This window comes from Micromonospora sp. NBC_01392 (assembly GCF_045040125.1).
GTDB lineage: Bacteria > Actinomycetota > Actinomycetes > Mycobacteriales > Micromonosporaceae > Micromonospora.
In genome coordinates, this window is the sequence record NZ_CP109549.1 from 1,562,276 (window position 1) to 1,583,777 (window position 21,502).

Sequence of the window (21,502 nt, forward strand, 5' to 3'; positions counted from 1 at the left end):
TGGCCCCGGCCCCGCTCCTGCGATCATCATGCGATGCGGGGAGCGGCATGAGCATCACGTCGGTGATCAACTACAAGGGCGGGGTCGGCAAGACCACCATCACCGCGAACCTCGGCGCCGAGCTGGCCGCCCGTGGCCGCCGGGTCCTGCTGATCGACCTCGACCCGCAGGCCAGCCTCACCTTCTCGTTCTATCCGGCGGACGAGTGGGAGAAGGACCTCGCGTACGAGAAGACGATCCTGCAGTGGTTCGGCTCGGTGCTGGCCGAGGAGCCCACCGGCCCGCTGCACCCGTACGTGATCACGCCGGAACCGGCCAACGCGCTGCTGCCCGACGAGGGCCGCCTCGACCTCGTCGCCTCCCACCTGGGCCTGGTCGACGTCGACCTGGACCTCGCCGCGGCGCTCGGCGGGTCGCGCTTCCAGCACGGCAGCCCGCACTTCCTGCCGCTGCACCGGGCGTTGGCCGACGCGCTCGCCGCCGAGGAGTTCGCCGGGTACGACGACATCCTCATCGACTGCGCGCCGAACTTCACCATGGTCACCCGGACCGGCATCGTGGCCAGCGAGCACATCCTCACCCCGGCGCGGCCCGACTACCTGTCCACGCTCGGCATCGACTACCTGCGCCGCAAGGTCTCCGAGCTGGTCCGCGACTTCAACCGGGTCGCCGCCGCCGGGCTCACCATCGATCCGCAGTGGCTGGGCGTGGTGTTCACTATGATCCAGTACGCCGCGGGCGGGCCGATCACCGCGTCCCGCAACTACATGCAGCTCACCGACAGCCTGGAGATCCCGGTGTTCCGCCAGACCGTCCGGGAGAACAAGACCCTGTTCGGCACCGCCGGTGAACGGCGGCTGCCCGCCGTGCTGGTGCCGAACGCCAACGACAAGGTGCAGTACGAACTCCAGCAGCTGGCCAGCGAGTTCCTGGCCCGCACCCGCCTGTAGAAGGAGAGTCCCCGGTGACCGACCCCGCCGACCTGGCCCACGCCGTCCTGCTGCGGGTGGCGGAGTTCGTCCGCGCGCTCCCCGCCGACCAGCTCACCGCGCTGGCCGACGGCACCGCGAAGCTGGCCGTGGTCGACCGGACGCGGGCCGCCGCCCGGCCGGCCACCACCGCGTCGGCCGGCGTGGACACCGACCGGGTCCGGGCCGACCTCGCGGCGATCGGGGACCGCGCGGCCGGCGTCCGTTACCTCGCCGACCTGAAGCTCACCGTGGCGAAGCTGCGGGCGCTCGCCGGCGAGTTGGGCATCGCGGTGCCCGGCAAGGCCCGGAAGGCCGACATCGAGCACGACATCGTGCAGTGGACGGTGGGGCGACGGCTGGACTCGGCCGCTGTCAGCCGTCCGCCGGCCGCCCGGGGCTGACCGCGCCCGCCGGCTGTTCGGGGCTGCCTCCGGCCTCCGGCCGTTCGGGGTTGCCTGCGGTCTCCGGCAGCAGCGTCCGCACCTCGGCGAGCACCTCGGCCCAGAACGCGGCCGGGGCGGCGCTGCGCACCTGCCCGGCCAGGTGTTCGGCGAGCCGCCGCGCCTCCCGCCTGCTGAACGGCGCGTCCGTCGGGCCGCCCACCCGCTGCCGGGGCCGGGCCGGCGCGTCCAGCGGCACCGGGTCGCCGGTGCAGACGATGTCGAGGTGCCCGGTGGTGCGCGTCAGCGCCACGTAGAGCAGCCGGTGACCGCGTTCGTCGCCGGCCACGATCTCCTCCGGCTCGACCACCACCACCGCGTCGAACTCCAGGCCCTTGGCCTCCTGCGGACTGACCAGGTTGACCGCTCCGCCCAGCTCGCCCCGGTCGGCGCTGCTCCAGGCCATGTCGTTCGCCGCCAGCGCCGCCTCGACCGGGCGTCGCTGCCGGGGCGGGCAGACGATGCCGACGAACCGGCCGGCCTCGGCGTGCTCCCGCGCCACCGCTACCGCCCGGGCGGCCAGCTCGGCCAGGCCGACCCGGTGCACGCCGGTGTCGGCCGGACCGTCCCGGACCACCTCCACCGGCGGCACGCCCGGCGCGGCCACCGGCAGCAGCGCCGCCGCCGTCGCGTACGCCTGGCGGGGTACGCGGTAGCCGTACCGCAGTGGGGCGATCCGGGCCGGATGCACGGCCGGCAGGTGCGCGAGCACCTCGTCCCACGAGTCGCGCGCCCACCTGCCGGTGGACTGGGCGAGGTCGCCGACCACCGTCAGCGACCCGGTGGCGCTGCGTCGGGCCACCGCGCGCAACTGCATCGGGGACAGGTCCTGTGCCTCGTCGACCACCACGTGCGCGTACCGTCGGCCCGGCCCGTCGATGAGGAACGCCAGTTCGTCCAGCAGCGGCAGGTCGGCCGCCGACCAGGTCTCCCGGGACAGCCGGTCGGCGCCGCGCCGGTGCAGCGCCGCCACCTCGGCCGGGGCGAACGCGTCCCCGGCGGCGGCCCGCAGCCGGGCGGTGGAGCCGAGCAGGTCGCGCAGCAGCCCGGTCGGCGTCTGCTGTGGCCAGAGCCGCTCGACGAGGTTGCCGACCGCGTCGGACCGTGACGGGTCGACGCCGGTGCGGGCCGCCACCAGGGCGGCGAGCCGGTCACCGAGCAGCCGGCGCCGGCCGGCGTACGGCAGGGCGGCGGCCCGGGCCACGGCGAGCGCCTCGGCCACCTCGGCGCCGGGCAGCGTGACGAACCGGCCGCCGACCAGCAGCCGCTCGGCCGGGTCGGGGACGCCGACCCGGGCGTCCAGCGCGCGGGCCAGCAGGTCGGCCATCCGGGCCTCGCCCTTGATCCGGGCGACCGCGTCGGACTCGGTCCGCCCGCGTGGCACGTCCGGGGCGAGCCGGTCGACGTCGCGCAACTCCACCCCGTCGTCGCCGAGGGCGGGCAGGAGCTGGCCGATGTAGCGCACGAAGGTCGGGTGCGGCCCGACCACCAGCACGTCCGCGGCGGAGAACTCGGCGCGGTGCTGGAACAGCAGCCAGGACACCCGGTGCAACGCCACGGCGCTCTTGCCGGTGCCGGGACCTCCCTCGATCACCAGCACCTGGTCACGCGGGGCGCGGATCAGCGCGAACTGGGCGGCCTGGATGGTGGCCACGATGTCCCGCATGGTGCCGGTGCGGCCCCGGGTCAGCTCGGCCAGCAGGTGCGCGTCCACCGCCTCGGCGATCTCGGCCAGGATGGTGTCGGTCAGGTCGTCGATGGTGTTGCCGGTGCAGGTGAAGGCGCGCTTGCGGCGGATCCCGGCGGGATTCTCCGGGGTGGCCTCGAACCAGCCGGCGGCGGCCGGGGCCTGCCAGTTGACCACCAGCACCTCGCCGTCGGCGTCCCGGATCAGGTGTCGCCCGACGTACCGGGTCCCGCCGGCCTCGTCGTCGATCCGGCCGAACGCCACCGCCTCGTCGGCCGCGCCGAGCGCCCGGCCGGCGGCGTCGGCGTAGCGGCGCAGGTGGGCCGCGGCGGTGGCGTGGGCGGCGGCGGACGGCAGCCGGGCGAGGTGGTCGCGGCGCTGGTCGCGGCGCTCGGCCGCGGTGTCGAAGTATTTCTGCTCGGCGGCGATGTCGGCTTCCCTGGACGCCACGCAGCCCTCCCTCACGCCGGTGTGGACCGGTCCGGCCGACGGGACTCGGTCGGGGCTCACCGTACCGGCTCGGTCCGACGTCACGGGCACCTCACCCGCCGGCAACAGCATTGACATACTTCACTGCTCGGCCTAGGGTCTGGTCGAATCGATTCGAGTCGCGCTGTGGCGTTCCAGCGGCGACGGCGGGCGGTTCGGGTCGCGATCGGGCACGTGCGGTGCGGGTGCCGCCGCCGCCGACGCGACGGCCGGCTGGTCGCGCACCGGGCATGCGGACCAGGGGCGAAGTCCGGGACAGCTACGCCGCGCACGGCGGACCCCGTCGTGCGCGTTCTCCCCGTGCCGGTCGGCGGAGTGGCGGTACGGGGGTCGTCGTCGATCCCCGTACCGGACAGGTTCCCATCAAGTGGCGAAGGAGCCGCGTCATGAGATTGCGCAGCACCGTCCTCGGGCCCCTCGCGGCCGTGGCGGTCCTGGTCGTGGTGGCCGCGACGGCAGTGGCGGGCGGCCCGGGCGGGTCCGCCTCGGCCGCGGCGTCCGGCACGCTCGCCGGGACCGCCGGTTGCGGCCGGGCGCCCACGCTGACGAGTGGTCCCCGGACCATCCAGAGCAGTGGTCAGAACCGGAGCTTCATCCTGCGGATCCCCGACAACTACGACCGGAACCACGCCTACCGGCTGATCTTCGGATTCCACTGGAACGGCGGCACCGCGAACGACGTCGACTCCGGTGGGGCGGACCGGGAGGCCTGGTCCTACTACGGTCTGCGACAGCAGGCGAACAACAGCACCATCTTCGTCGCGCCCCAGGGCAACGGCAACGGCTGGGCCAACCCCGGCGGTCAGGACGTCACCTTCGTCGACGACATGATCAGGCTGATCGAGGGGGACCTGTGCGTCGACACGACGCAACTCTTCGCGCTCGGCTTCAGCTACGGCGGCGGCATGAGCTATTCGCTGGCCTGTTCCCGGGCGGGCGTGTTCCGCGCCGTCGCGGTCTACTCCGGCGGCCAACTCAGCGGGTGCGCCGGCGGCACGCAGCCGATCGCGTACCTGGGGATCCACGGCATCGGTGACCCGGTGCTCAACATCTCCGCCGGACGCTCGCTGCGGGACACGTTCGTGCGCAACAACGGCTGCACCCCGCAGAGCCCGCCGGAGCCGAGGGCGGGCAGCCTGACGCACGTCACCACCACCTACGCCGGCTGCCGGGCCGGCTATCCGGTGGTGTGGGCCGCGTTCGACGGCGGGCACACCCCCGGCCCGGTGGACGGCGGCGGGGACAGCGGCGCCCGGACCTGGACGAAGACCGAGGTGTGGCGGTTCTTCACCCAGTTCGGCGGCACCGACCCGACGCCCACCCCGACGGTCAGCCCCACCACTCCGCCGCCGGGCGGCACGTCGATCGTCCGCAACGCCGCCGCCGGTCGGTGCCTGGACGTCAACGGCGGCTCGCAGGCCAACGGCGCGGCGGCGATCATCTGGGACTGCCACGGCCAGAGCAACCAGTCGTGGACCTCGACGGCGGCCCAGGAGCTGCGGGTCTTCGGCGGCAAGTGTCTCGACGTCAACGGCGCCGGCACCGCCAACGGCAGCTCCGTGATCATCTGGGACTGCAACGGCCAGTCCAACCAGCGGTGGCGGCTCAACGCCGACGGCACCATCACCGGGGTCGGATCGGGTCGGTGCCTGGACCTGGTCGGCGCCGGCACGGCCAACGGCACGCGGACCGAGATCCGGGACTGCACCGGCGCGGCCAGCCAGCGGTGGAGCCGCGCCTGAGCCGTTGACCGACGCTTGTGTGAACGCTAACATATGACGTCTTATAGATTGACATTGATCGATTAAGTGGGACCGGGAGGCGGATCGGATGTTCAGCACAGTGAGTCGTCCACGGAGATCGTGGCGGGCGGTGATGTCGGCGGCGGCGGCATCGGTCCTCGCGGCGGCGGCCGTCCTGACCGCGTCCGCCTCCCCGGCCCAGGCGGCCACCGCCATCACCATCAACGGGTCGTCCGGCGGGCGGACGCTCGACGGCGTCGGCGCGGTCAGCGGCGGCGGCGGAAACAGCAGACTGCTGATCGACTACCCCGAACCGCAGCGCAGCGACATCCTCGACTACCTGTTCAAGCCCGGCTACGGCGCCGCGATGCAACTGCTCAAGGCGGAGATCGGCGGCGACACCAACTCCACCTCCGGCGCCGAGCCCAGCCACGAGCACACCCGGGGCAGCGTGAACTGCAACCGGGGCTACGAGTGGTGGCTGATGGAGCAGGCCAGGCAACGCAATCCCAACATCGCGCTGGCCGGCCTGGCCTGGGGTGCGCCGGGCTGGATCGGCAACGGCAACTTCTGGTCCACCGACTCGATCAACTACCTGGTGGGTTGGCTGGACTGCGCGGCGACGCACGGGCTGACCATCAACTACCTGGGCGGATGGAACGAGAAGGGCTGGAACACCACCTGGTACAAGAACCTGCGGTCCACGCTTAACGCCCGCGGCTACGGCAGCGTGAAGATCGTCGCCTCGGACGACTGGGGGTGGGGCGCCGTTGACGACTCGCTGCGTGACCCGGCGTTCGCCGCCGCGGTGCAGGTCTTCGGCAGCCACTACGTCTGCGGCTACCGCGGCGCCCAGAGCAGTTGCCCCAGCTCCGCCAACGCCATCTCGACCGGCAAGCCGCTGTGGGCCAGCGAGAACGGCTCCGACGACTACAACGCCGGCGCGCCGGCGCTCGCCCGGGGCATCAACCGGGGCTACCTCGACGGCAAGATGACCGGCTACATCAACTGGCCGGTGATCGCCGCCATCACCCCGAACATCCCCTGGGCGACCACCGGCGTCGCGGTGGCCCAGCAGCCCTGGTCCGGGGCGTACTCCATCGGCAAGAGCACCTGGGTGATGGCACACACCACGCAGTTCGCCGCCCCGGGGTGGCGCTACCTCGACGCGTCGAGCGGCTATCTCGGCGGCAACCGCAACAACGGCAGCTACGTCTCGCTCAAGTCCACCAACAACAGCGACTACAGCACCATCATCGAGACGCAGGACGCCGGCGCGGCCCAGCAGCTCGACTTCACCGTCACCGGCGGGCTCTCCACCGGCACCGTGCGCGTCTGGGCGACGAACGTCAGGTCCAACAACAGCGCGGACCACTTCGTCCGGGGCAGCGACATCACCCCGAACGGCGGGCGCTTCTCGCTCACCGTCCAGCCCGGCTACGTCTACAGCATCACCACCACCTCCGGGCAGGGCAAGGGCACCGCGGTCAGCCCGGCGCAGGGCAACCTGAAGCTGCCGTACAGCGACAACTTCGACAGCTACGCCACCGGCCGCGAGGCCAAGTACCTGATGGACCAGCAGGGCTCGTTCGAGATCGCCGGGTGCGCCGCCGGGCGGACCGGCCAGTGCGTCCGCCAGATGTCCGAGCAGGCGCCGATCTACTGGACGACCGGCCAGGCCGAACCGTACGCCCTGCTGGGCGACCTGACCTGGCGCAACTACACGGTCTCCTCGGACGTGCTGCTGGAGAAGCCCGGTTACGTCCAGCTCATCGGGCGCGGCAACACCTACAACCACCAGGGCCCGCAGAACATGAACGGCTACTACTTCCGGGTCACCGACGGCGGCGCCTGGTCCATCCGGAGCAACAACACCAGCGGCAACTGGCGCACCCTGGCCAGCGGCAACACCTCGGCGCTGGGCACCGGACGCTGGCACAACCTGTCGTTGAAGCTCAACGGCAGCACCCTCACCGCGGCGGTCGACGGCACCACCGTCGGCACCGTGTCGGACTCCGCCTGGGTCGCCGGCCAGATCGGGTACGGCACCGGCCAGGGTGTCACCGCCCAGTTCGACAACCTCTCCATCACGCCGGGCGACGGTTCCAGCAGCCCGACCGGAGAGATCCGCAGCGCCAACGCCAACCGCTGCCTCGACGTCAACGGCGCCAGCCAGGCCGACGGCGCGGTGGTGCAGATCTGGGACTGCAACGGCGGCGCCAACCAGCAGTGGACGGTCGGCACGAACAACCAGCTCACCGTGTACGGCAACAAGTGCCTCGACGTGGCGGGCACCGCCTCCGGCAGCCGGGCGCGGATCATGACCTGCACCGGCGGCAGCAACCAGCAGTGGCGGCTCAACGCCGACGGCACCATCGTCGGCGTCGGCTCGGGGCTCTGCCTGGACGTCAACGGCGCGGGCACCGCCAACGGCACCGCGGTCCAGATCTGGACCTGCAACGGCGGCAGCAACCAGCAGTGGGTACGCGGCTGACCCCGCCACCCTCGCCGACCCGGCCGTCCCGTCACGGGGCGGCCGGGTTGGCGCGTCCCTCCTACGATGACGGTCATGGATGTCGCCGCGGTGACGAACGTGGTCGTGGCCGCGATCTCGGTGCTCACCGTCGTCGTCTCGGCGTTCTTCGCGCTCCGGCAGCTCCGGCTGGCGCAGGGCGCGAACCACACCCTGGTCGCGATCGAGCTGCTCACCCGCGACCGGATGAGCGACACGTTCCTGGACAGCCAGCAGTTCGTGCTCACCGAGCTGCGGACCGTCTGCCCGCGCGGCGTGCCGGTCAGCGAACTGCCCGCCGACGCCCGCAAGCACGTGAACCGGATCGCGCTCTACTACAACGGGCTGGGCCAGATGCTGGCCTTCAAGGTGGTCGAGCCGGCGTTGCTGCTCGGCACCGGTGGATACCGCGCCCGGGAGGCGTGGGCCGTGCTGGAGCCGTACATCCTCGCCGAGCGGGCGGAGCGCGGTGAGTCGTACCTGTCCAACTTCGAGCATCTCGCGGTGCTGGCGACCGAGACGCCGTGGCCGGTCGCGGTGCGCAAGCTGGGCCTGCGCCGGTTCGACCACTACCCGGCGGACGTGGGTCGGGTGCCCCGACACGTCGACGGACCGGAAACCTGAGCGTCTCCTCGCCCCGGGCCGACCACCATCCGCGCGGTGGCGAAATTCGTGCACATCACCCCTACCCCCACCCCCACCCCCACCCCCACCCACCCAGCGCCGTCGATCATGAAGTTGGCGGCCCGATCGGAGATCGAAAATGCCGCCAACCTCATGATCGACGTGATCGGGGGAAGGGGGATGAAGGGGGATGAAAGGGGAAGGGGGATGAAGGGGAGGCGTCAACCGGGGGTTGACGGGGGAGTGGGCGTCAACCTATGGTTGACGCATGGACGAGACCGAACCGCTCAAGATGAGCCACCCGGTGCGCCTCGACGACCTGATCGAGGGCATCAAGAAAGCCCGCCCGGACGCACTCGACCAACTGGCCGACGCGGTCCTCCTCGCCGACCACCTCGGCGACGTCGCCGACCACCTGATCGGGCACTTCGTCGACCAGGCGCGCCGCTCGGGCGCCTCGTGGACGGAGATCGGCCGCAGCATGGGGGTGAGCAAGCAGGCCGCCCAGAAGCGTTCCGCCGCCAAGGCCGAGACCGCCGCCGCGCTCGACCCGAACGCCGGGTTCGGCCGGTTCACGCCGCGCGCCCGCAACGTGGTGCTGGCCTCGCAGGAGGAGGCACGGGCCGCCGGCCACGCCGAGATCACCCCGGAGCACGTGGCGCTGGGGCTGCTCGCCGAACCGGACGGGCTGGCCGCCGCGTTGGTCAAGGCGAAGGGCGTACCCCTGGAGATGTTCCGGGAGGCCGTGGCCGCGACCCTGCCGGCGAAGGCCGACCAGGTCCCGGACCTGATCCCCTACGACGCACGCGCCAAGAAGGTCCTGGAGCTGACGTTCCGGGAGGCGCTGCGGATGGGGCACAACTACATCGGGACCGAGCACATCCTGCTCGCCCTGCTGGAGGAGGAGGGGGCCGACGGTGTGCTCGGTGGCCTCGGTCTGACGAAGGAGGCGATGGAGTCCGCGGTGGAGGGCGCGCTGGCGGAGTTGGCCCGTAAGCGGGCCTGAACCGCCTCGGGCACGCGCCACGGGGGCGCGTGCCCGACGTGCGGTTGTCAGTCGGCGGCGGGGAATCCGTAGCGGGCGGCGTGCTCCGGGTCGGCCGGGTCGACCTGGCGGATGCCGGCGTCGGCGAGAAGCTTGTTCACCTCGTCGAGCCGGTCCCGGACCAGCCGGGCCTCCTCCTCGGTGACCCGGCCGCGGTGCGGCCGGCCGGCGTGCTCGATGGTGCCGTAGTCGACCTTCTCGGCGGTACGCCGCGCCTTCGGCGGCCTGACCCGCTCGGCGGTCCGCAGCAACCGCGCCATCGGCACGTCGGTCGCCATCGCGTCGAACTCGCTGGCGGTCAGCACCACCCGGCGCGGCTCGCCGCCGCCGTGCCGGTCGTGGATCTCCACCACGGCCACGTCCAGCGCCGCGTCGTCGATGCTCTCCACGTCGACCGGGGTGGCGTCCAGTTGCACGGGCCCGGCGACCAGGTCCGGGTGCTCCAGCACGACGACCCGGACCACCTCGTCGTCGGGGGACAGCACCTGGCCGGTGAAGTCGGAGACGTGGATCGTCTTCTTGCCCATGCGCGGAGCTTCTCCTGTCGTAGGCCGGAAATCGGACCACAAGACGCTACCGCACAGGCGTACGAAGGCCGGTGCGACCGTCGCCCGGTGTGTCGCCGCCCGCGTCGCTCAGAGACTGCCCCGCGGCGCGACCCACTCGGTGGTTTGGCCGGTCAGCGCGGCGATCCTCGCGTAGTCGGCGTCGTAGTGCAGCACCACCGCGCCGTGGAGTTCGGCGGTGGCCGCGATGACGAGGTCGGGCAGGCGGAAGTGGCGGTGCTGGCTGTCGGCCGCCAGGAGACGATGGACCGACAGGGCGCGGTCCATCGCCTCCGTGGTGACGTCCAGCCAGCGGTGCCCGCGCAGTGCCTGCCAGAGGATCTCGTAGCCCTTGGGGCTGGGCGCGTTGTTCAGGTATTCCAGGGAGGTCATCTGGCACGCCGCCAGCCGTCCTTCCGCCAGCAGCGTCTCGAAGCGCTTCCGCACGGAGGGGTGGCGGCCCTGGAACACGTACACCGAGGTGTCGGCCAGATAGATCCGATCGACCATCAGGCCGCGGCCTCGCCCTCTCGCGCGTGTTCGGCCAGCCGGCTCAGATCACGCCCTCCGCCGTGCCGCCACGCCTGTTCCGACCTGGTGAAGTCCATCTCGACCTGGTCGAAGGCCGCGACAATCTCCTTGGCCTGTCGCCGGACCGCGAACGCGTGGAGCGCGGCGTTGATGGTGGCGACCTTGGTGTCCGTGCCCAGAGCCTCCCGGGCCGCCTCGAGTCACTCGTCGTTCACGTCCACGGTGATGCGCGTCATGACGCCGACCATGCACCGGAAAAGTCGCACGGGACGCACCAAGGAATCAGGTGTCGTGGTGCGTCACGTCGTCGTGAGGCCGCGCCAGGCGGGGGTGCCGGCCGGCTGCGCGTTCAGCTCGGCCCAGCAGGGCCCCCGGTGTCGGGCCTCGCGGTAGGCCGGCTGCGCCGGGAAGCGGCCGGGCGCGTCGGCGGCCCGCCAGCTCCGCGCCGGGTCCTGCTGGAATCGGTCATTCGGCTTCTGAGGCATGACCACTACCGTCCCAGAGAAACTTGTCCATGTATGAAAGTGAATATGACGCGGGGTCGAGGCGTTCGGTTCCGCCGAAGCGTCAGATTCCGGCGGCCGGCAGGCGGACCACGAATCGGCATCCGTCGCTGACGTTCTGGACCTCTACCCGCCCGCCGTGCGCCTCAACCAACCCGCGCACGATCGCCAGCCCGAGCCCGCCGGACCCGCTCGGCTCCACCGCCGCCGGCGTACGGGCCGGCTCGCCACGGAACGCCACGTCGAAGACGCGGGGCAGATCGTCCGCCGGAATGCCGCCGCAGGTGTCCGCGACCGCCAGCCAGGCGGTGTCGACGTCCCGCCCCGCGTCCACCGTCACCGTGCCGTCGGCCGGCGTGTAGCGGATCGCGTTGAGCAGCAGGTTGCCCACCACCCGCGCCAGCTCCCGCTCGCTGGCCGTCACCGCCGGCCAGCCCGACTCGGGGGTGACCAGGCGGATCCGGCGGGCGGCGGCCAGCGGCGCCGCGCCGGCCAACGCGTCGGAGACCACGTCGCCGAGCGCCACCGTGGACAGCGACAACCGGAGCGCGCCGGCGTTGATCCGGGACAGCTCGAACAGGTCGTCCACCAGCCGGGTCATCCGGTCGGTCTCGATCCGGATCCGGCGGTGGTACTCGGCCACCGTCACCGGCTCGTCGACCACCCCGTCCTCGAGCGCCTCGGCCATCGCCCGCAACCCGGCCAGCGGGGTCCGCAGATCGTGCGAGACCCAGGCGACCAGGTCGCGGCGTCCCTTCTCGATGAGGCGTTCCCGGGCCCGGGCCTGGTCCGCCCAGACCGCGGCGGCGGCCAGCCGGCGGCCGAACAGCCAGCCCACCGCCAGGCTCACCACCGCGGCGGCGGCGAGCGTGGTCAGCACCACCTGGAGGTCGTGCGGGGAGAGGAACATGGCCTGGGCGACCACCGCCACCCCGGCGGCCACCGCGCCGACGGTCGTGGCCAGCAGCACCGAGATGTGCACGGTGATCGACCGGCCGCGCAGCACCCGCAGCGCCACCGCGCCGCCCAGCCCGACCGCGAGCGCCGCGGCCAGCGACGCACCGAAGATCAGCGCGAGGTCACCCATCGGCCGGCTCGTACCGGTAGCCGACACCCCAGACGGTGACGATGCGTCGGGGACTGGCCGGGTCGGCCTCGATCTTCTCCCGCAGCCGCCGCACGTGCACGGTCACCGTCGACTGGTCGCCGAAGCTCCAGCCCCAGACCCGCTCCAGCAGCTCGGCCCGGCGGAACGCCCGCGCCGGATGCCGCATCAGGTGCGCCAGCAGGTCGAACTCGCGCAGCGTGAGGGCCAGCTCCCGGCCGTGCAGGCGGGCCACCCGGGGCCCGGTCTCCACCTCCAGGCCGCCGTCCGTGAGTAGCTCCGGCAGCACGCCGGCCGGCTCGCCGCCGGCCCGGCGCAGCACCGAGCGCACCCGCAGCACCAGCTCGCGCGGGGAGAACGGCTTGCCCAGGTAGTCGTCCGCGCCCAGTTGCAGGCCGAGGATCCGGTCCGCCTCGTCGCCGCGCGCGGTCAGCATGACGATGGGTACGCCGTCCGGCCGCTCCCGCAGCCGCCGGCACACCTCCAACCCGTCGAGCACGGGGAGCATCAGGTCCAGCACCACCAGGTGCGGCGGGCGGCGGGACACGGCGTCCAGGGCCGCCGCCCCGTCCCCGGCGTGCTCGACCTCGTAGCCGGCGTGCTCCAGGTAGCGGCAGACCACGTCGGCGACCGTCCGGTCGTCGTCGACCACCAGCACCCGCTGCCCCACGGTGCACCTCCTGCCGACCGGGAGGTCAGCGTAGCCACGGGCGGGCGCGTGATCCATTGCCAGGTTCTTACGGCCGGCGGCGACCGGGTGGGCCCGGTGGGCGTACCGTGATCATGTGCTCGACCGACGGCTCTTCCTGCACCTGGCGACCTGGTTGGGGCAGTGGCCGGCGGGGCCCGGGTTGCACGTGGTCCGGTCCTGGCGCCGCGCCCGCCCGGCCTGGGACGGGCGGCTGCGCCCGGCGATCGGGGTCGCGGCGGGCGGCAGCGCGATCCTGTCGGTGGCGCCGGCCCGCGTCGAGGCGGTCCGCTCGCTGGTCGCCGGGCGGCCGATCGAGGAGTGGCTGCCCGCGCTGCCGGCGGCGGTCGGCACCCCGGAACTCACCACGAACCGGGGCGTGTTCCGCTGGTGCACCGACCCGGCGCCGCTGCCCGACGTGGGGGAGTGGTTGCCGCCGACGGTGCCCGGCGCGCCGCCCTGGCTGGGCCTGTTCGACACCGACGTGCTGGTGGTCCGGGACGACGCCGGCGCGTACCTGGCCGGCGTGGGCATCAAGCGACACGACGCGTACGGGCACGAGCTGGCGGTGGGCACGGTGCCGGCGGCCCGGGGGCGTGGGCTGGCCCGGCGGCTGGTCGCGCAGGCGGCCCGGCGCGTGCTGGCCGAGGGCGCGATCCCCACCTACCTGCACGACCCGGGCAACCGGGCGTCCGCCCGGGTGGCCGAGGCGGCCGGGTTCCCGGACCGGGGCTTCACCTCGTTCGGCGTCTTCCCGCACTGACCGGCGACGTGGGCGCGGACCGTGGATCCCGGGCCGGATCCACGGTCCGCTGCCTCTCCCCCCGGCCCCGACACTGGTAACGCTAGGTGAACGAATGTGTCCGGACAAGACGCGGACCTTGTCCGGTTGTGGACTTGACCTGCGGAATCGTTGCCACCGTCCGGTGGTGGATCAGTGACGCAGTGTGTTGATGAGTGTGACTGCCTGGCGGGTGACCGGACGCAGCACCCGAAGGCGGGACAGCGCCACGAGCCGGTCGACCAGCGGGACCACGCCGTCGATGAGCTGCCGGGTCTTGGCCTGGCCGGGCGAGCGGTCGTGCACCCAGTAGAGCACCACGCCCAGGTAGCCGAGCCAGAGCAGCTCCGGCAGGGCCGCCCGCAGCTCCTCGTCCAGTTTCGCGGTGGAGCCCGCGAGCACCTCGCGGAAGAGCGCCACCGACGCCTCGCGGGGCGCCGACGACTCGGCCGAGAACGGGCTGAGCGGTGAGGTCGGCTCCGCCGCCGTCTTGAAGAACGAGCCGGCGAACGAGTGGTACGGGCTCAGCACGTCCACGCCGGCGTGCAGCACGCCGGCCAGCCGCGGCGCGAGGTCCTGCTCCCGGGCGAGCACCGGCGCGGCGGCGGTCCGGTGCTCGCGCTGGGTGTCCGCGTAGAACTCCTGGACCAGGTGTTCCTTCGAGCCGAAGTAGTAGTAGGCGTTGCCCACCGCCACGCCGGCCTCCTGGGCGACGGCCCGCATGGTGGTGCGCGCGTACCCCCGTTCGCGGAACAGCCGCAGCGCGGTGTCCAGGATCAGCCGGCGGGTCTGCTCACCCCGGGCGGTCGCCCCGCCGCTCGGGCCACCCGCACCGCTCGTCGGCGCACTCTGCTCGGTCATCGTCGTCACCGTATCCCGGTGCCCGGGACGCGTTCGCGGAGCACGGCGGGGCCACCGCCACCGTCGGGCCGGTGCCGGGCGCCGGCGGACAGCCGTCCGGTGCCGGCCCGGCGGTCGGTGGGCCGCGGGCCCGCGGGCCCGGTGGGTCAGTCGGTCAGGCCGAGCACCCGGGCGGCGGCCCGGCCGTTGGCGTGGCTCGCGCCGTAGGTGGCGACGAACCCGCGCGCCCCGGCCGGCCGCCAGGCCGCCGGCCAGCCCATCTCCACCACGGTCACCGGATGCGTGGCGGCCAGCGCCTCGACCAGCTCCCGCGCCCCGGGCAGCCGGTGCAGGTGCCGCCCGACCAGCACCACCGGCCGTTCGCCGGCGAGCCGGCCCAGCTCGCCCGGATCGGTCTCGCCGGCCACCGCGCGCGCCTGCTCGACGCCGGCGGCCAGATGCGGACCCAGCCCCCACGGCACCCGCCCCTCGGCGATCGTGGCGGCGGCGTGCACCTGCACCACCAGCGGGGCGCCCGGACCGGGCAGGTCACCCTCGACGCGCACCGCCCGCAGCGCGGCGGCGTAGCCGAGGCCGTCGGCGGCCGGGGCCGGGGCGTCGGCCGGCCCGGCCCAGCCGGCGAGCGCGGCGGTCCGGCCGGCGGCCTCCTCCACCCGGGCGCGGTCCAGCCGGCCGTCCCCGAGCGCGGCGACGATCTCGGCGGCGACGCGTTCCACCAGGGCGGCGTCGACCTGCGCGCCGATGCAGAGCAGGTCGGCGCCGGCGGCCAGCGCGCGGACCGCGGCCGGACCCACCCCGCCGGCGGCCAGCGCCGCGCCCTTCATCTCCAGCGCGTCGGTGATCACCGCGCCGGTGAAGCCGTACTCGCCGCGCAGCAGGTCGTGCAGGACCGCCCGGCTGAACGTGGCCGGGCCGTCGCCGGTCAACGCCGGCACCCGGATGTGCGCGGTCATCACCGCGCGGACGCCGGCGTCGACCACCGCGGCGAACGGCGGCAGGTCCCGCTCCCGCAGCACGGCCGGCGGCACGTCGACAGTGGGCAGCTCGTGGTGGGAGTCGGCGACCGTCGCGCCGTGTCCGGGGAAGTGCTTGGCGCAGGCGGCCACGCCGACCGACTGGAGGCCGGCGACCGCGGCGGCCGAGTGCACCGCCACCCGCTTCGGGTCCGCGCCGAACGAGCGGGTGCCGATCACCGGGTTCTCGTCGGCGGTGTTCACGTCGACCGTGGGGGCCAGGTCGAGCGTGAGGCCGAGCGCGGCCAGCTCCGCGCCGATCGCCGCGTACACCGCCCGGGTGAGGTCCGGGTCGTCGACCGCGCCGAGCGCGGCGTTGCCCGGGTACGGGCTGCCGGTGGCGTGGGCCAGCCGGGTGACGTCGCCGCCCTCCTCGTCGATCGCGACGATCACGTCCGGGCGGCCGGCGCGCAGCGCCGCCGTGGACGCCGCCACCTGGGCCGGGTCGTGCACGTTCGTGCCGAACAGGGTGTGCCCGGCGAGCCCGTCGGCGAGCAGGTCGACCGCCCAGCCCGGCGGCACCGGGCCCGGGTACGCGGCCAGCAACGTGCCCAGCGCGAGCCGACGGAGTCCTGGATCCAGCCCCACTGTCGTTCCCCTTTCCCTGCCGGGTCGTCCGACCTCCGTCGGACGGGGTGGCCGATACGCTAACGGGCACCCTTCGGCAGGCGTTTTATGGTTAGCAACCTTACGAAAAAAATTGAGGACGTTGGCATGAGTGCGACCCGGCTGCCCGGCACCCCCCGACTGTTGCGGGCGCTCAACGACCGTGCGGCGCTGGAGCTGCTGCTCGAACGTGGTCCGCTGACCCGGGCCCGGATCGGCGAGCTGACCGGGCTGTCCAAGGTGACCGCCTCCCAGCTGGTCGAGCGGCTGGAGGAGCGCGGCCTGGTCGCCCGGGTCGGTGAGCAGGCCGGCGGGCGGGGCCCGAACGCCCAGCTCTACGCGGTGCGTCCGGGCAGCGCGTACGTGGTCGGCGTGGACGTCGGCGCGGAGCGGGTGGTGGCGGCCTGCGCCGACATCACCGGCACCGTCGCCGGCCGGGTCGAGCAGTCCACCAAGGACACCGACGATCCGGTCGGGGTGGTGCACAACGCCGTGGTGCAGGCCGCCAGCAGCGCCGGCGCGGAGCTGTCCGCGGTCCGGCGCGTCGTGCTGGGCACCCCCGGCCTGGTCGATCCGCAGACCGGCGACATCACGTTCGCGTTCAACCTGCCGCGCTGGCACAGCGGCCTGCTCGCCGCGCTCCGGGAGGACCTGGACACCCCGGTCGTGTTCGAGAACGACGTGAACCTCGCCGCGGTGGCCGAGGCGCAGTCCGGCGCCGCCCGGGGCACCGCCGACTTCGTGCTGGTCTGGGTGGACGCGGGCGTCGGCCTGGCGATCATGCTGGGTGGCCGGCTGCACCACGGCAGCAGTGGCGCGGCCGGTGAGATCGGCTACCTGCCGGTGCCCGGGGTGCCCATCCCGCGCGACGTGTCGCGGCGGGCCAAGCCGGCGTTCCAGCAGCTCGCGGGCGCCGACGCGGTGCGCGCCGTGGCGGCCGAGCACGGCTTCGCCACGCCGGACGCGGCCGAGCAGGGCGTCGCGGCGGCGCGGGCGGCCGAGGCGGTGCAGGCCGCCATCGCCGCCGGTGAGGCCGGTGGCCCGGTGCTTGACGAGCTGGCCCGCCGGCTGGCGCTCGGCGTGGCGAGCACCTGCGTGGTGCTCGACCCGCCGTTGGTGGTGCTCGCCGGCGCGGTCGGTCGGGCGGGCGGGGCCGCGCTGGCCGAGCGGGTGCAGCAGGAGGTCGCGGCGATCACGCTGGTCCGCCCCCGGGTGGTGAGCACCGGGCTGACCGAGGAGCCGATCCTGCGCGGCGCGTTGCGTACCGCGCTCGACGCGGTCCGGGACGAGGTGTTCGGCTCGACGGTCGGCTGACCGCCGACCTGTCACCGCACCGGCCGCCATGTGAAGGAATTCTTCACGCTGTAGGCAAAGTCTGCAAGGAGTTGCCGGCGATGTCCGGTCGGCCCGCGTCGGCGCGGCCCGGTCCGGCCGGGCCGCGCCGACGTGCTCAGATCAGGTCACGGCGGCGGAACACCGCGAACGCGGCGGCCACCAGCGCGGCAGTGAGCCCGAGCAGGACCACCAGGCCCGCCGGCCAACCCAGCGTGTACGAGCCGTCGCAGAAGCCGGAGATCCCGGTGCTGCACGCGTTGTCGTCCCAGAACCGCACCTGGCCGGCGAGCCACGCCCCCAGGTAACTGGAGAGCATGAACCGGTCCGGGCGGCCGACCTGGAGGATCTGGAACACCAGCCGCGCGCCCAGCTCCCACACCACCACGTACGCGGCCACCGTGCCGAGCGCCGCCGAGGTGTGCCGGCCCAGCGTGGCGACGGCGAACCCGAGCGCCGCGGCGAGCAGCACCAGCACCACGCCGCGCGCCCAGACCGCGCCGAGCCCGGCCCAGAACTCGCCGCTCATCCGGCCGGTCAGCCCCGACGCCTGGCCGATCAGCCAGAACGCCCCGAGGTACGCCACCGACGCCAGCACGGAGAGCCCGAGCAGGCCACCCAGCAGCGTGCCGAGCTTCGCGGCGAACACGGTCGGCCGGCGGGGCCGCCACAGCAGCAGGTTGACCACGCCGCCGGAGTTCAGGTCCGCCCCGATGTAGGAGGCGCCGACCAGGAACCCGAACAGCGCCAGGAACGCGATCAGGAAGTAGAGCAGCGGCTTCGCCTCCTTGGCGAAGACGAACACGCCGCTGAGGTAGTCGGACGCGGTCGGCAACTGCTCGGACTGCGCCGGGTCGATCTGGGCGCAGTCACGCGGCAGGTAGTCGTTCTCGTCCGGGGCGAGCGTGCCCGCCTTGATCCGCAGGCACCGGTCGTGCGCCAACTCCAGCCGGCGCACCTCGTCCGCCGCCTGCGACTGGGCCCGGCTCAGCTCCACCTCGGTCGGCCGGTGCGAGCCGCCCAGCGTGGTCACCACCGTCACCGCGAACGCGACCGCCAGCAACACCACCATGAGCTGCACGAAGCGCCGGGCGGCGAGCCGCTCCAGCTCGGCACGGACCAGGTTCACGCGTCCACCTCCCGGCTGCCCCGGACGTCGAGATCGATCACACCGTCGTACGCCGGCGCGCCGTCCACCTGGCGCGGCACCGCCACGTGCTCGTCGCCGCCGGTCAACTCCAGGAAGACGCTCTCCAGGTCGGGGCGGAGCGGGACCAGCTCCCGCACCCACATGCCCTGCTCACCCAGCGTGCGGCTGATCACCTCGGGGTCCTCCACGCCGGTCACCACCAGATGGCCGGCGTGCCCGGCCACCGACAGGCCGGCCCGGCCCAGCAGCAGCGCGGCCGGCTCGGGCTCGGCCACCCGGACCCGCCACTGGTGCTTGTCGAAACCGGCAAGCACCTCGTCGACCCGGCCGGACGCGACCCGCCGCCCCCGGCTGACGATCGTCACGTGGTCACAGATCAACTGGATCTCGGCGAGGATGTGGCTGGACAGCAGCACGGTCACCCCGGACGCGGCGAGCGACCGGGTCAGGTCGCGCATCTCCCGGATGCCGGCCGGGTCGAGCCCGTTCGCCGGCTCGTCGAGGATCAGCAGCTCCGGGCGCTTGAGCAGGGCCGAGGCCACCGCCAGCCGCTGCTTCATGCCGAGCGAGTAGCCCTTGACCCGCTCCTCGCCCCGGTCCCGCAGGCCGACCTGCTCCAGCACCTCGTCCACCCGGGAGGTGGGCACGCCCCCGGCGAGCGCCAGCAGCCGCAGCGTGCGGTGCGCGGTGAAGTTGCCGAAGAACTGCGGACTCTCCACGATGGCGCCAACGCGCCCGGCCACGTCCGGCAGCCGCTCCGGGGAGCGGGCGCCCAACACGTGCATCTGGCCGGCATCCGGCCGGACCAACCCGAGCAGGGCCCGCAGCGTGGTCGTCTTGCCCGAGCCGTTCGGCCCGAGGAAGCCGTGCACCTGGCCCGCCTCGACCAGCATGTGGAAGTCGTCGACGGCGACCCGGCGCCCATGACGCAGCGTGCGGAACGTCTTGCGGAGACCGGCGATCTCGATGACCGCGCTCATCCGCCTGCCTCCCGGCAGCGGTCGGGCATGAGTCGTCCTTCCTCAGGCGGTGACCAACGACACGGCGCCCCACCCTATGGCGGCGGCGCCGCCCGTGGGGGGCGCCGGGCCGGGTGCGTGGTTGGATGGGGCGGTGACTGGTGACCTGATCCCCGGCGCCGTGGGCGCCCCCGCCCCCTCGACCGTGGACGCGGATCTGGTGGTCAGCCTCGACGGGGTCGGCGTCACGCGCTCCGGCACCGCGCTGGTGCGCGACGTCGACTGGCGGGTCGAGCTGGACGAACGGTGGGTGCTGCTCGGCCCGAACGGCGCCGGCAAGACCACCCTGCTCAACCTGGCCGCCGGCCGGCTGCACCCGAGCAGCGGCGTCGCGCACGTGCTCGGCGAGCGCATCGGCCGCACCGACGTCAACGAGCTGCGTACCCGGATCGGCCTCTCCACCGCCACCCTCGCCGAGCGGATCCCCGCCGACGAACGGGTCGTCGACGTGGTGGTGACCGCGGCCTGGTCCGTGGTCGGCCGCTGGCGGGAGAGCTACGACCGCACCGACGAGGCGCGGGCCGCCGCGCTGCTGAGCCAGCTCGGCGTCGGCCACCTCGCCGAGCGCGGCTACGGCACGCTCTCCGAGGGCGAGCGCAAGCGGGTGCAGATCGCCCGCGCCCTGATGACCGACCCGGAGCTGCTGCTGCTCGACGAGCCCGCCGCCGGGCTCGACCTGGGCGGTCGGGAGGACCTGGTGGCCCGGCTCGCCGAGCTGGCGTACGACCCGGACGCGCCGGCCATGGTGCTGGTCACCCACCACGTCGAGGAGATCCCGCCCGGCTTCACCCACGCGCTGCTGCTGCGCGAGGGCGGCGTGGTGGCGCAGGGCCTGCTCGCCGACGTGCTCACCGCCGACAACCTGTCCAAGACCTTCGGCCTGCCGTTGGTCGTCTCGCGGACCGGCGACCGCTGGACCGCCCGCGCCGCCTGACCGACGGGAACCCACCGTGCCACAGACCCGGATCGCCGTCGTCGGCAGCGCCAACATGGACCTGGTCGGCACCGCCGCCGCGCTGCCCCGGCCGGGGGAGACGGTGCTCGGCAGCGACTTCGTGATGCTGCCCGGCGGCAAGGGCGCCAACCAGGCGGTCGCCGCGGTCCGCGCCGGCGCGTCCTGCGTCTTCCTCGGCGCGATCGGCTCGGACGCGTTCGGCGTCACCCTCCGGGCCCGGATCACCGCGGCCGGCGTCGACACCGGCCACCTCCGGGTGACGTACGGGCCGTCCGGTGTCGCCCTGGTCATGGTCGGCGGCGCGGGGGAGAACGCGATCCTGGTCACCCCGGGCGCGAACGAGGCGTTCACCGGGCCGACCGAGGACGAGCTGGCCGCCGTACGCGAGGCGGACGTGCTTGTCGCGCAGCTTGAGGTGCCGGTCGAGACGGTGACCGAGGCGGCGCTGGCGGCCCGGTCCGCCGGCACCCGGGTGGTGCTCAACGCGGCGCCGGCCCGGCCCTTGCCGCCCGAGTTGCTGGCCGCGACCGACCTGCTGGTGGTCAACGAGCCCGAGGCGCAGGCGTTGACCGGCCGCGGTCGGGACGAGCCGGCGGCGCTGCTCGACCTGGTGCCCCGCGCGGTGCTCACGCTCGGCGGCGACGGCGCCTGGTACGTCGACCGGGACCGCCCGGCGCTGCACGTGCCGGCGCTACCGGTGGACGTGGTCGACTCCACCGCCGCCGGGGACGCCTTCACCGCCGCGCTGGCGGTGGCCTGGGGCGAGGGGCGCGACCTGGCCGAGGCGGTGCGCTGGGCGGCGGCGGCCGGGGCGGCCTGCGTCCGCAAGCTCGGCGCCTCGGTGGCCCTGCCCCACCGCGCCGAGATCGACGCGCTGTTCGGCGGGCGGTAAGGAGGGGCCCC

General features: G+C 73.8%; 20 protein-coding genes. 10 read left to right on the top strand and 10 right to left on the bottom strand.

Annotated features, from left to right (window positions below; translation table 11 throughout):
• Positions 1–47: 47 nt before the first annotated feature.
• Positions 48–950 (top strand): ParA family protein, encoded by a 903-nt coding sequence (locus OG767_RS07360; RefSeq protein WP_405092730.1) that lies wholly within the window; start codon positions 48–50, stop codon positions 948–950.
• Positions 951–964: 14 nt separating this feature from the next.
• Positions 965–1,372: a hypothetical protein gene (locus tag OG767_RS07365; RefSeq protein ID WP_405092731.1), complete on the top strand. Its 408-nt coding sequence runs from the start codon at positions 965–967 to the stop codon at positions 1,370–1,372.
• Here the strand turns inward: OG767_RS07365 and OG767_RS07370 are convergent.
• Entirely contained in the window at positions 1,344–3,548 is a 2,205-nt protein-coding gene (locus OG767_RS07370) for a HelD family protein (RefSeq protein WP_405092732.1), read from the bottom strand. The genes OG767_RS07365 and OG767_RS07370 overlap by 29 nt on opposite strands.
• Positions 3,549–3,973: 425 nt before the next feature.
• Here OG767_RS07370 and OG767_RS07375 point away from each other — a divergent pair, with 425 nt between their 5' ends.
• The 4 genes from OG767_RS07375 (at position 3,974) to OG767_RS07390 (ending at position 9,471) form a co-directional block, all read left to right on the top strand.
• Positions 3,974–5,329, top strand: a complete 1,356-nt coding sequence (locus OG767_RS07375) for a ricin-type beta-trefoil lectin domain protein (protein WP_405092733.1) — start codon at positions 3,974–3,976, stop codon at positions 5,327–5,329.
• A gap of 88 nt (positions 5,330–5,417) precedes the next feature.
• Entirely contained in the window at positions 5,418–7,823 is a 2,406-nt protein-coding gene (locus OG767_RS07380) for a ricin-type beta-trefoil lectin domain protein (protein ID WP_405092734.1), read from the top strand.
• Between the two features lie 75 nt (positions 7,824–7,898).
• Positions 7,899–8,465, top strand: a complete 567-nt coding sequence (locus OG767_RS07385) for a hypothetical protein (protein WP_405092735.1) — start codon at positions 7,899–7,901, stop codon at positions 8,463–8,465.
• A gap of 268 nt (positions 8,466–8,733) precedes the next feature.
• Complete coding sequence (locus OG767_RS07390) at positions 8,734–9,471, top strand: Clp protease N-terminal domain-containing protein (protein WP_405092736.1); 738 nt, start codon at positions 8,734–8,736, stop codon at positions 9,469–9,471.
• A 47-nt stretch (positions 9,472–9,518) separates the two neighbouring features.
• Here OG767_RS07390 and OG767_RS07395 read toward each other — a convergent pair whose 3' ends face one another.
• The 5 genes from OG767_RS07395 to OG767_RS07415 form a co-directional block, all read right to left on the bottom strand.
• Positions 9,519–10,037, bottom strand: coding sequence for a hypothetical protein (locus tag OG767_RS07395; protein ID WP_405092737.1), 519 nt, complete (start codon positions 10,035–10,037; stop codon positions 9,519–9,521).
• A gap of 108 nt (positions 10,038–10,145) precedes the next feature.
• Positions 10,146–10,565: a PIN domain nuclease gene (locus OG767_RS07400; protein WP_405092738.1), complete on the bottom strand. Its 420-nt coding sequence runs from the start codon at positions 10,563–10,565 to the stop codon at positions 10,146–10,148.
• Positions 10,566–10,885: 320 nt separating this feature from the next.
• Positions 10,886–11,071, bottom strand: coding sequence for a DNA repair protein (locus tag OG767_RS07405; protein WP_405092739.1), 186 nt, complete (start codon positions 11,069–11,071; stop codon positions 10,886–10,888).
• A gap of 82 nt (positions 11,072–11,153) precedes the next feature.
• Positions 11,154–12,176 carry a sensor histidine kinase gene (locus OG767_RS07410; RefSeq protein ID WP_405092740.1) on the bottom strand — a complete coding sequence of 341 codons (1,023 nt, stop codon included), beginning with the start codon at positions 12,174–12,176 and terminating at the stop codon, positions 11,154–11,156.
• Positions 12,169–12,864: a response regulator transcription factor gene (locus OG767_RS07415; protein WP_357301409.1), complete on the bottom strand. Its 696-nt coding sequence runs from the start codon at positions 12,862–12,864 to the stop codon at positions 12,169–12,171. The genes OG767_RS07410 and OG767_RS07415 overlap by 8 nt, the downstream gene beginning before the upstream one ends.
• Before the next feature lie 115 nt (positions 12,865–12,979).
• Here OG767_RS07415 and OG767_RS07420 point away from each other — a divergent pair, with 115 nt between their 5' ends.
• Positions 12,980–13,645, top strand: coding sequence for a GNAT family N-acetyltransferase (locus OG767_RS07420; protein WP_405092741.1), 666 nt, complete (start codon positions 12,980–12,982; stop codon positions 13,643–13,645).
• A 171-nt stretch (positions 13,646–13,816) separates the two neighbouring features.
• Here the strand turns inward: OG767_RS07420 and OG767_RS07425 are convergent, their stop codons facing one another.
• Together OG767_RS07425 and OG767_RS07430 are read right to left on the bottom strand one after the other, a co-directional pair.
• Complete coding sequence (locus OG767_RS07425) at positions 13,817–14,524, bottom strand: TetR family transcriptional regulator (protein WP_405092742.1); 708 nt, start codon at positions 14,522–14,524, stop codon at positions 13,817–13,819.
• Between the two features lie 146 nt (positions 14,525–14,670).
• Positions 14,671–16,125, bottom strand: coding sequence for a glycoside hydrolase family 3 protein (locus OG767_RS07430; RefSeq protein WP_405092743.1), 1,455 nt, complete (start codon positions 16,123–16,125; stop codon positions 14,671–14,673).
• A gap of 126 nt (positions 16,126–16,251) precedes the next feature.
• On the opposite strand from OG767_RS07430, the gene OG767_RS07435 reads away from it, so the two are divergent.
• Positions 16,252–17,457, top strand: a complete 1,206-nt coding sequence (locus OG767_RS07435) for an ROK family transcriptional regulator (protein ID WP_281935934.1) — start codon at positions 16,252–16,254, stop codon at positions 17,455–17,457.
• 136 nt (positions 17,458–17,593) lie between these two features.
• On the opposite strand, the gene OG767_RS07440 is transcribed toward OG767_RS07435, so the two are convergent.
• Both OG767_RS07440 and OG767_RS07445 read right to left on the bottom strand, forming a co-directional pair.
• Positions 17,594–18,604: an ABC transporter permease subunit gene (locus tag OG767_RS07440; protein ID WP_405092744.1), complete on the bottom strand. Its 1,011-nt coding sequence runs from the start codon at positions 18,602–18,604 to the stop codon at positions 17,594–17,596.
• Positions 18,601–19,605, bottom strand: a complete 1,005-nt coding sequence (locus OG767_RS07445) for an ATP-binding cassette domain-containing protein (protein WP_405092745.1) — start codon at positions 19,603–19,605, stop codon at positions 18,601–18,603. Before OG767_RS07445 ends, OG767_RS07440 begins: the two co-directional genes overlap by 4 nt.
• Positions 19,606–19,681: 76 nt before the next feature.
• On the opposite strand from OG767_RS07445, the gene OG767_RS07450 reads away from it, so the two are divergent.
• Positions 19,682–20,578: an ABC transporter ATP-binding protein gene (locus tag OG767_RS07450; protein WP_357301531.1), complete on the top strand. Its 897-nt coding sequence runs from the start codon at positions 19,682–19,684 to the stop codon at positions 20,576–20,578.
• 16 nt (positions 20,579–20,594) lie between these two features.
• Positions 20,595–21,491: a ribokinase gene (locus OG767_RS07455; protein WP_405092746.1), complete on the top strand. Its 897-nt coding sequence runs from the start codon at positions 20,595–20,597 to the stop codon at positions 21,489–21,491.
• Positions 21,492–21,502 lie beyond the last annotated feature (11 nt).

What these genes read in the sequence shown, in the direction of transcription:
- OG767_RS07360 (WP_405092730.1), top strand. Translation starts at nt 48, where the DNA reads ATGAGCATCACGTCGGTGATCAACTACAAGGGCGGGGTCGGCAAGACC.
- OG767_RS07375 (WP_405092733.1), top strand. Translation starts at nt 3,974, where the DNA reads ATGAGATTGCGCAGCACCGTCCTCGGGCCCCTCGCGGCCGTGGCGGTC.
- OG767_RS07380 (WP_405092734.1), top strand. Translation starts at nt 5,418, where the DNA reads ATGTTCAGCACAGTGAGTCGTCCACGGAGATCGTGGCGGGCGGTGATG.
- OG767_RS07385 (WP_405092735.1), top strand. Translation starts at nt 7,899, where the DNA reads ATGGATGTCGCCGCGGTGACGAACGTGGTCGTGGCCGCGATCTCGGTG.
- OG767_RS07390 (WP_405092736.1), top strand. Translation starts at nt 8,734, where the DNA reads ATGGACGAGACCGAACCGCTCAAGATGAGCCACCCGGTGCGCCTCGAC.
- OG767_RS07395 (WP_405092737.1), bottom strand. Translation starts at nt 10,037, where the DNA reads ATGGGCAAGAAGACGATCCACGTCTCCGACTTCACCGGCCAGGTGCTG.
- OG767_RS07400 (WP_405092738.1), bottom strand. Translation starts at nt 10,565, where the DNA reads ATGGTCGATCGGATCTATCTGGCCGACACCTCGGTGTACGTGTTCCAG.
- OG767_RS07405 (WP_405092739.1), bottom strand. Translation starts at nt 11,071, where the DNA reads ATGCCTCAGAAGCCGAATGACCGATTCCAGCAGGACCCGGCGCGGAGC.
- OG767_RS07410 (WP_405092740.1), bottom strand. Translation starts at nt 12,176, where the DNA reads ATGGGTGACCTCGCGCTGATCTTCGGTGCGTCGCTGGCCGCGGCGCTC.
- OG767_RS07425 (WP_405092742.1), bottom strand. Translation starts at nt 14,524, where the DNA reads ATGACCGAGCAGAGTGCGCCGACGAGCGGTGCGGGTGGCCCGAGCGGC.
- OG767_RS07435 (WP_281935934.1), top strand. Translation starts at nt 16,252, where the DNA reads ATGAGTGCGACCCGGCTGCCCGGCACCCCCCGACTGTTGCGGGCGCTC.
- OG767_RS07445 (WP_405092745.1), bottom strand. Translation starts at nt 19,605, where the DNA reads ATGAGCGCGGTCATCGAGATCGCCGGTCTCCGCAAGACGTTCCGCACG.
- OG767_RS07450 (WP_357301531.1), top strand. Translation starts at nt 19,682, where the DNA reads ATGGCGGCGGCGCCGCCCGTGGGGGGCGCCGGGCCGGGTGCGTGGTTG.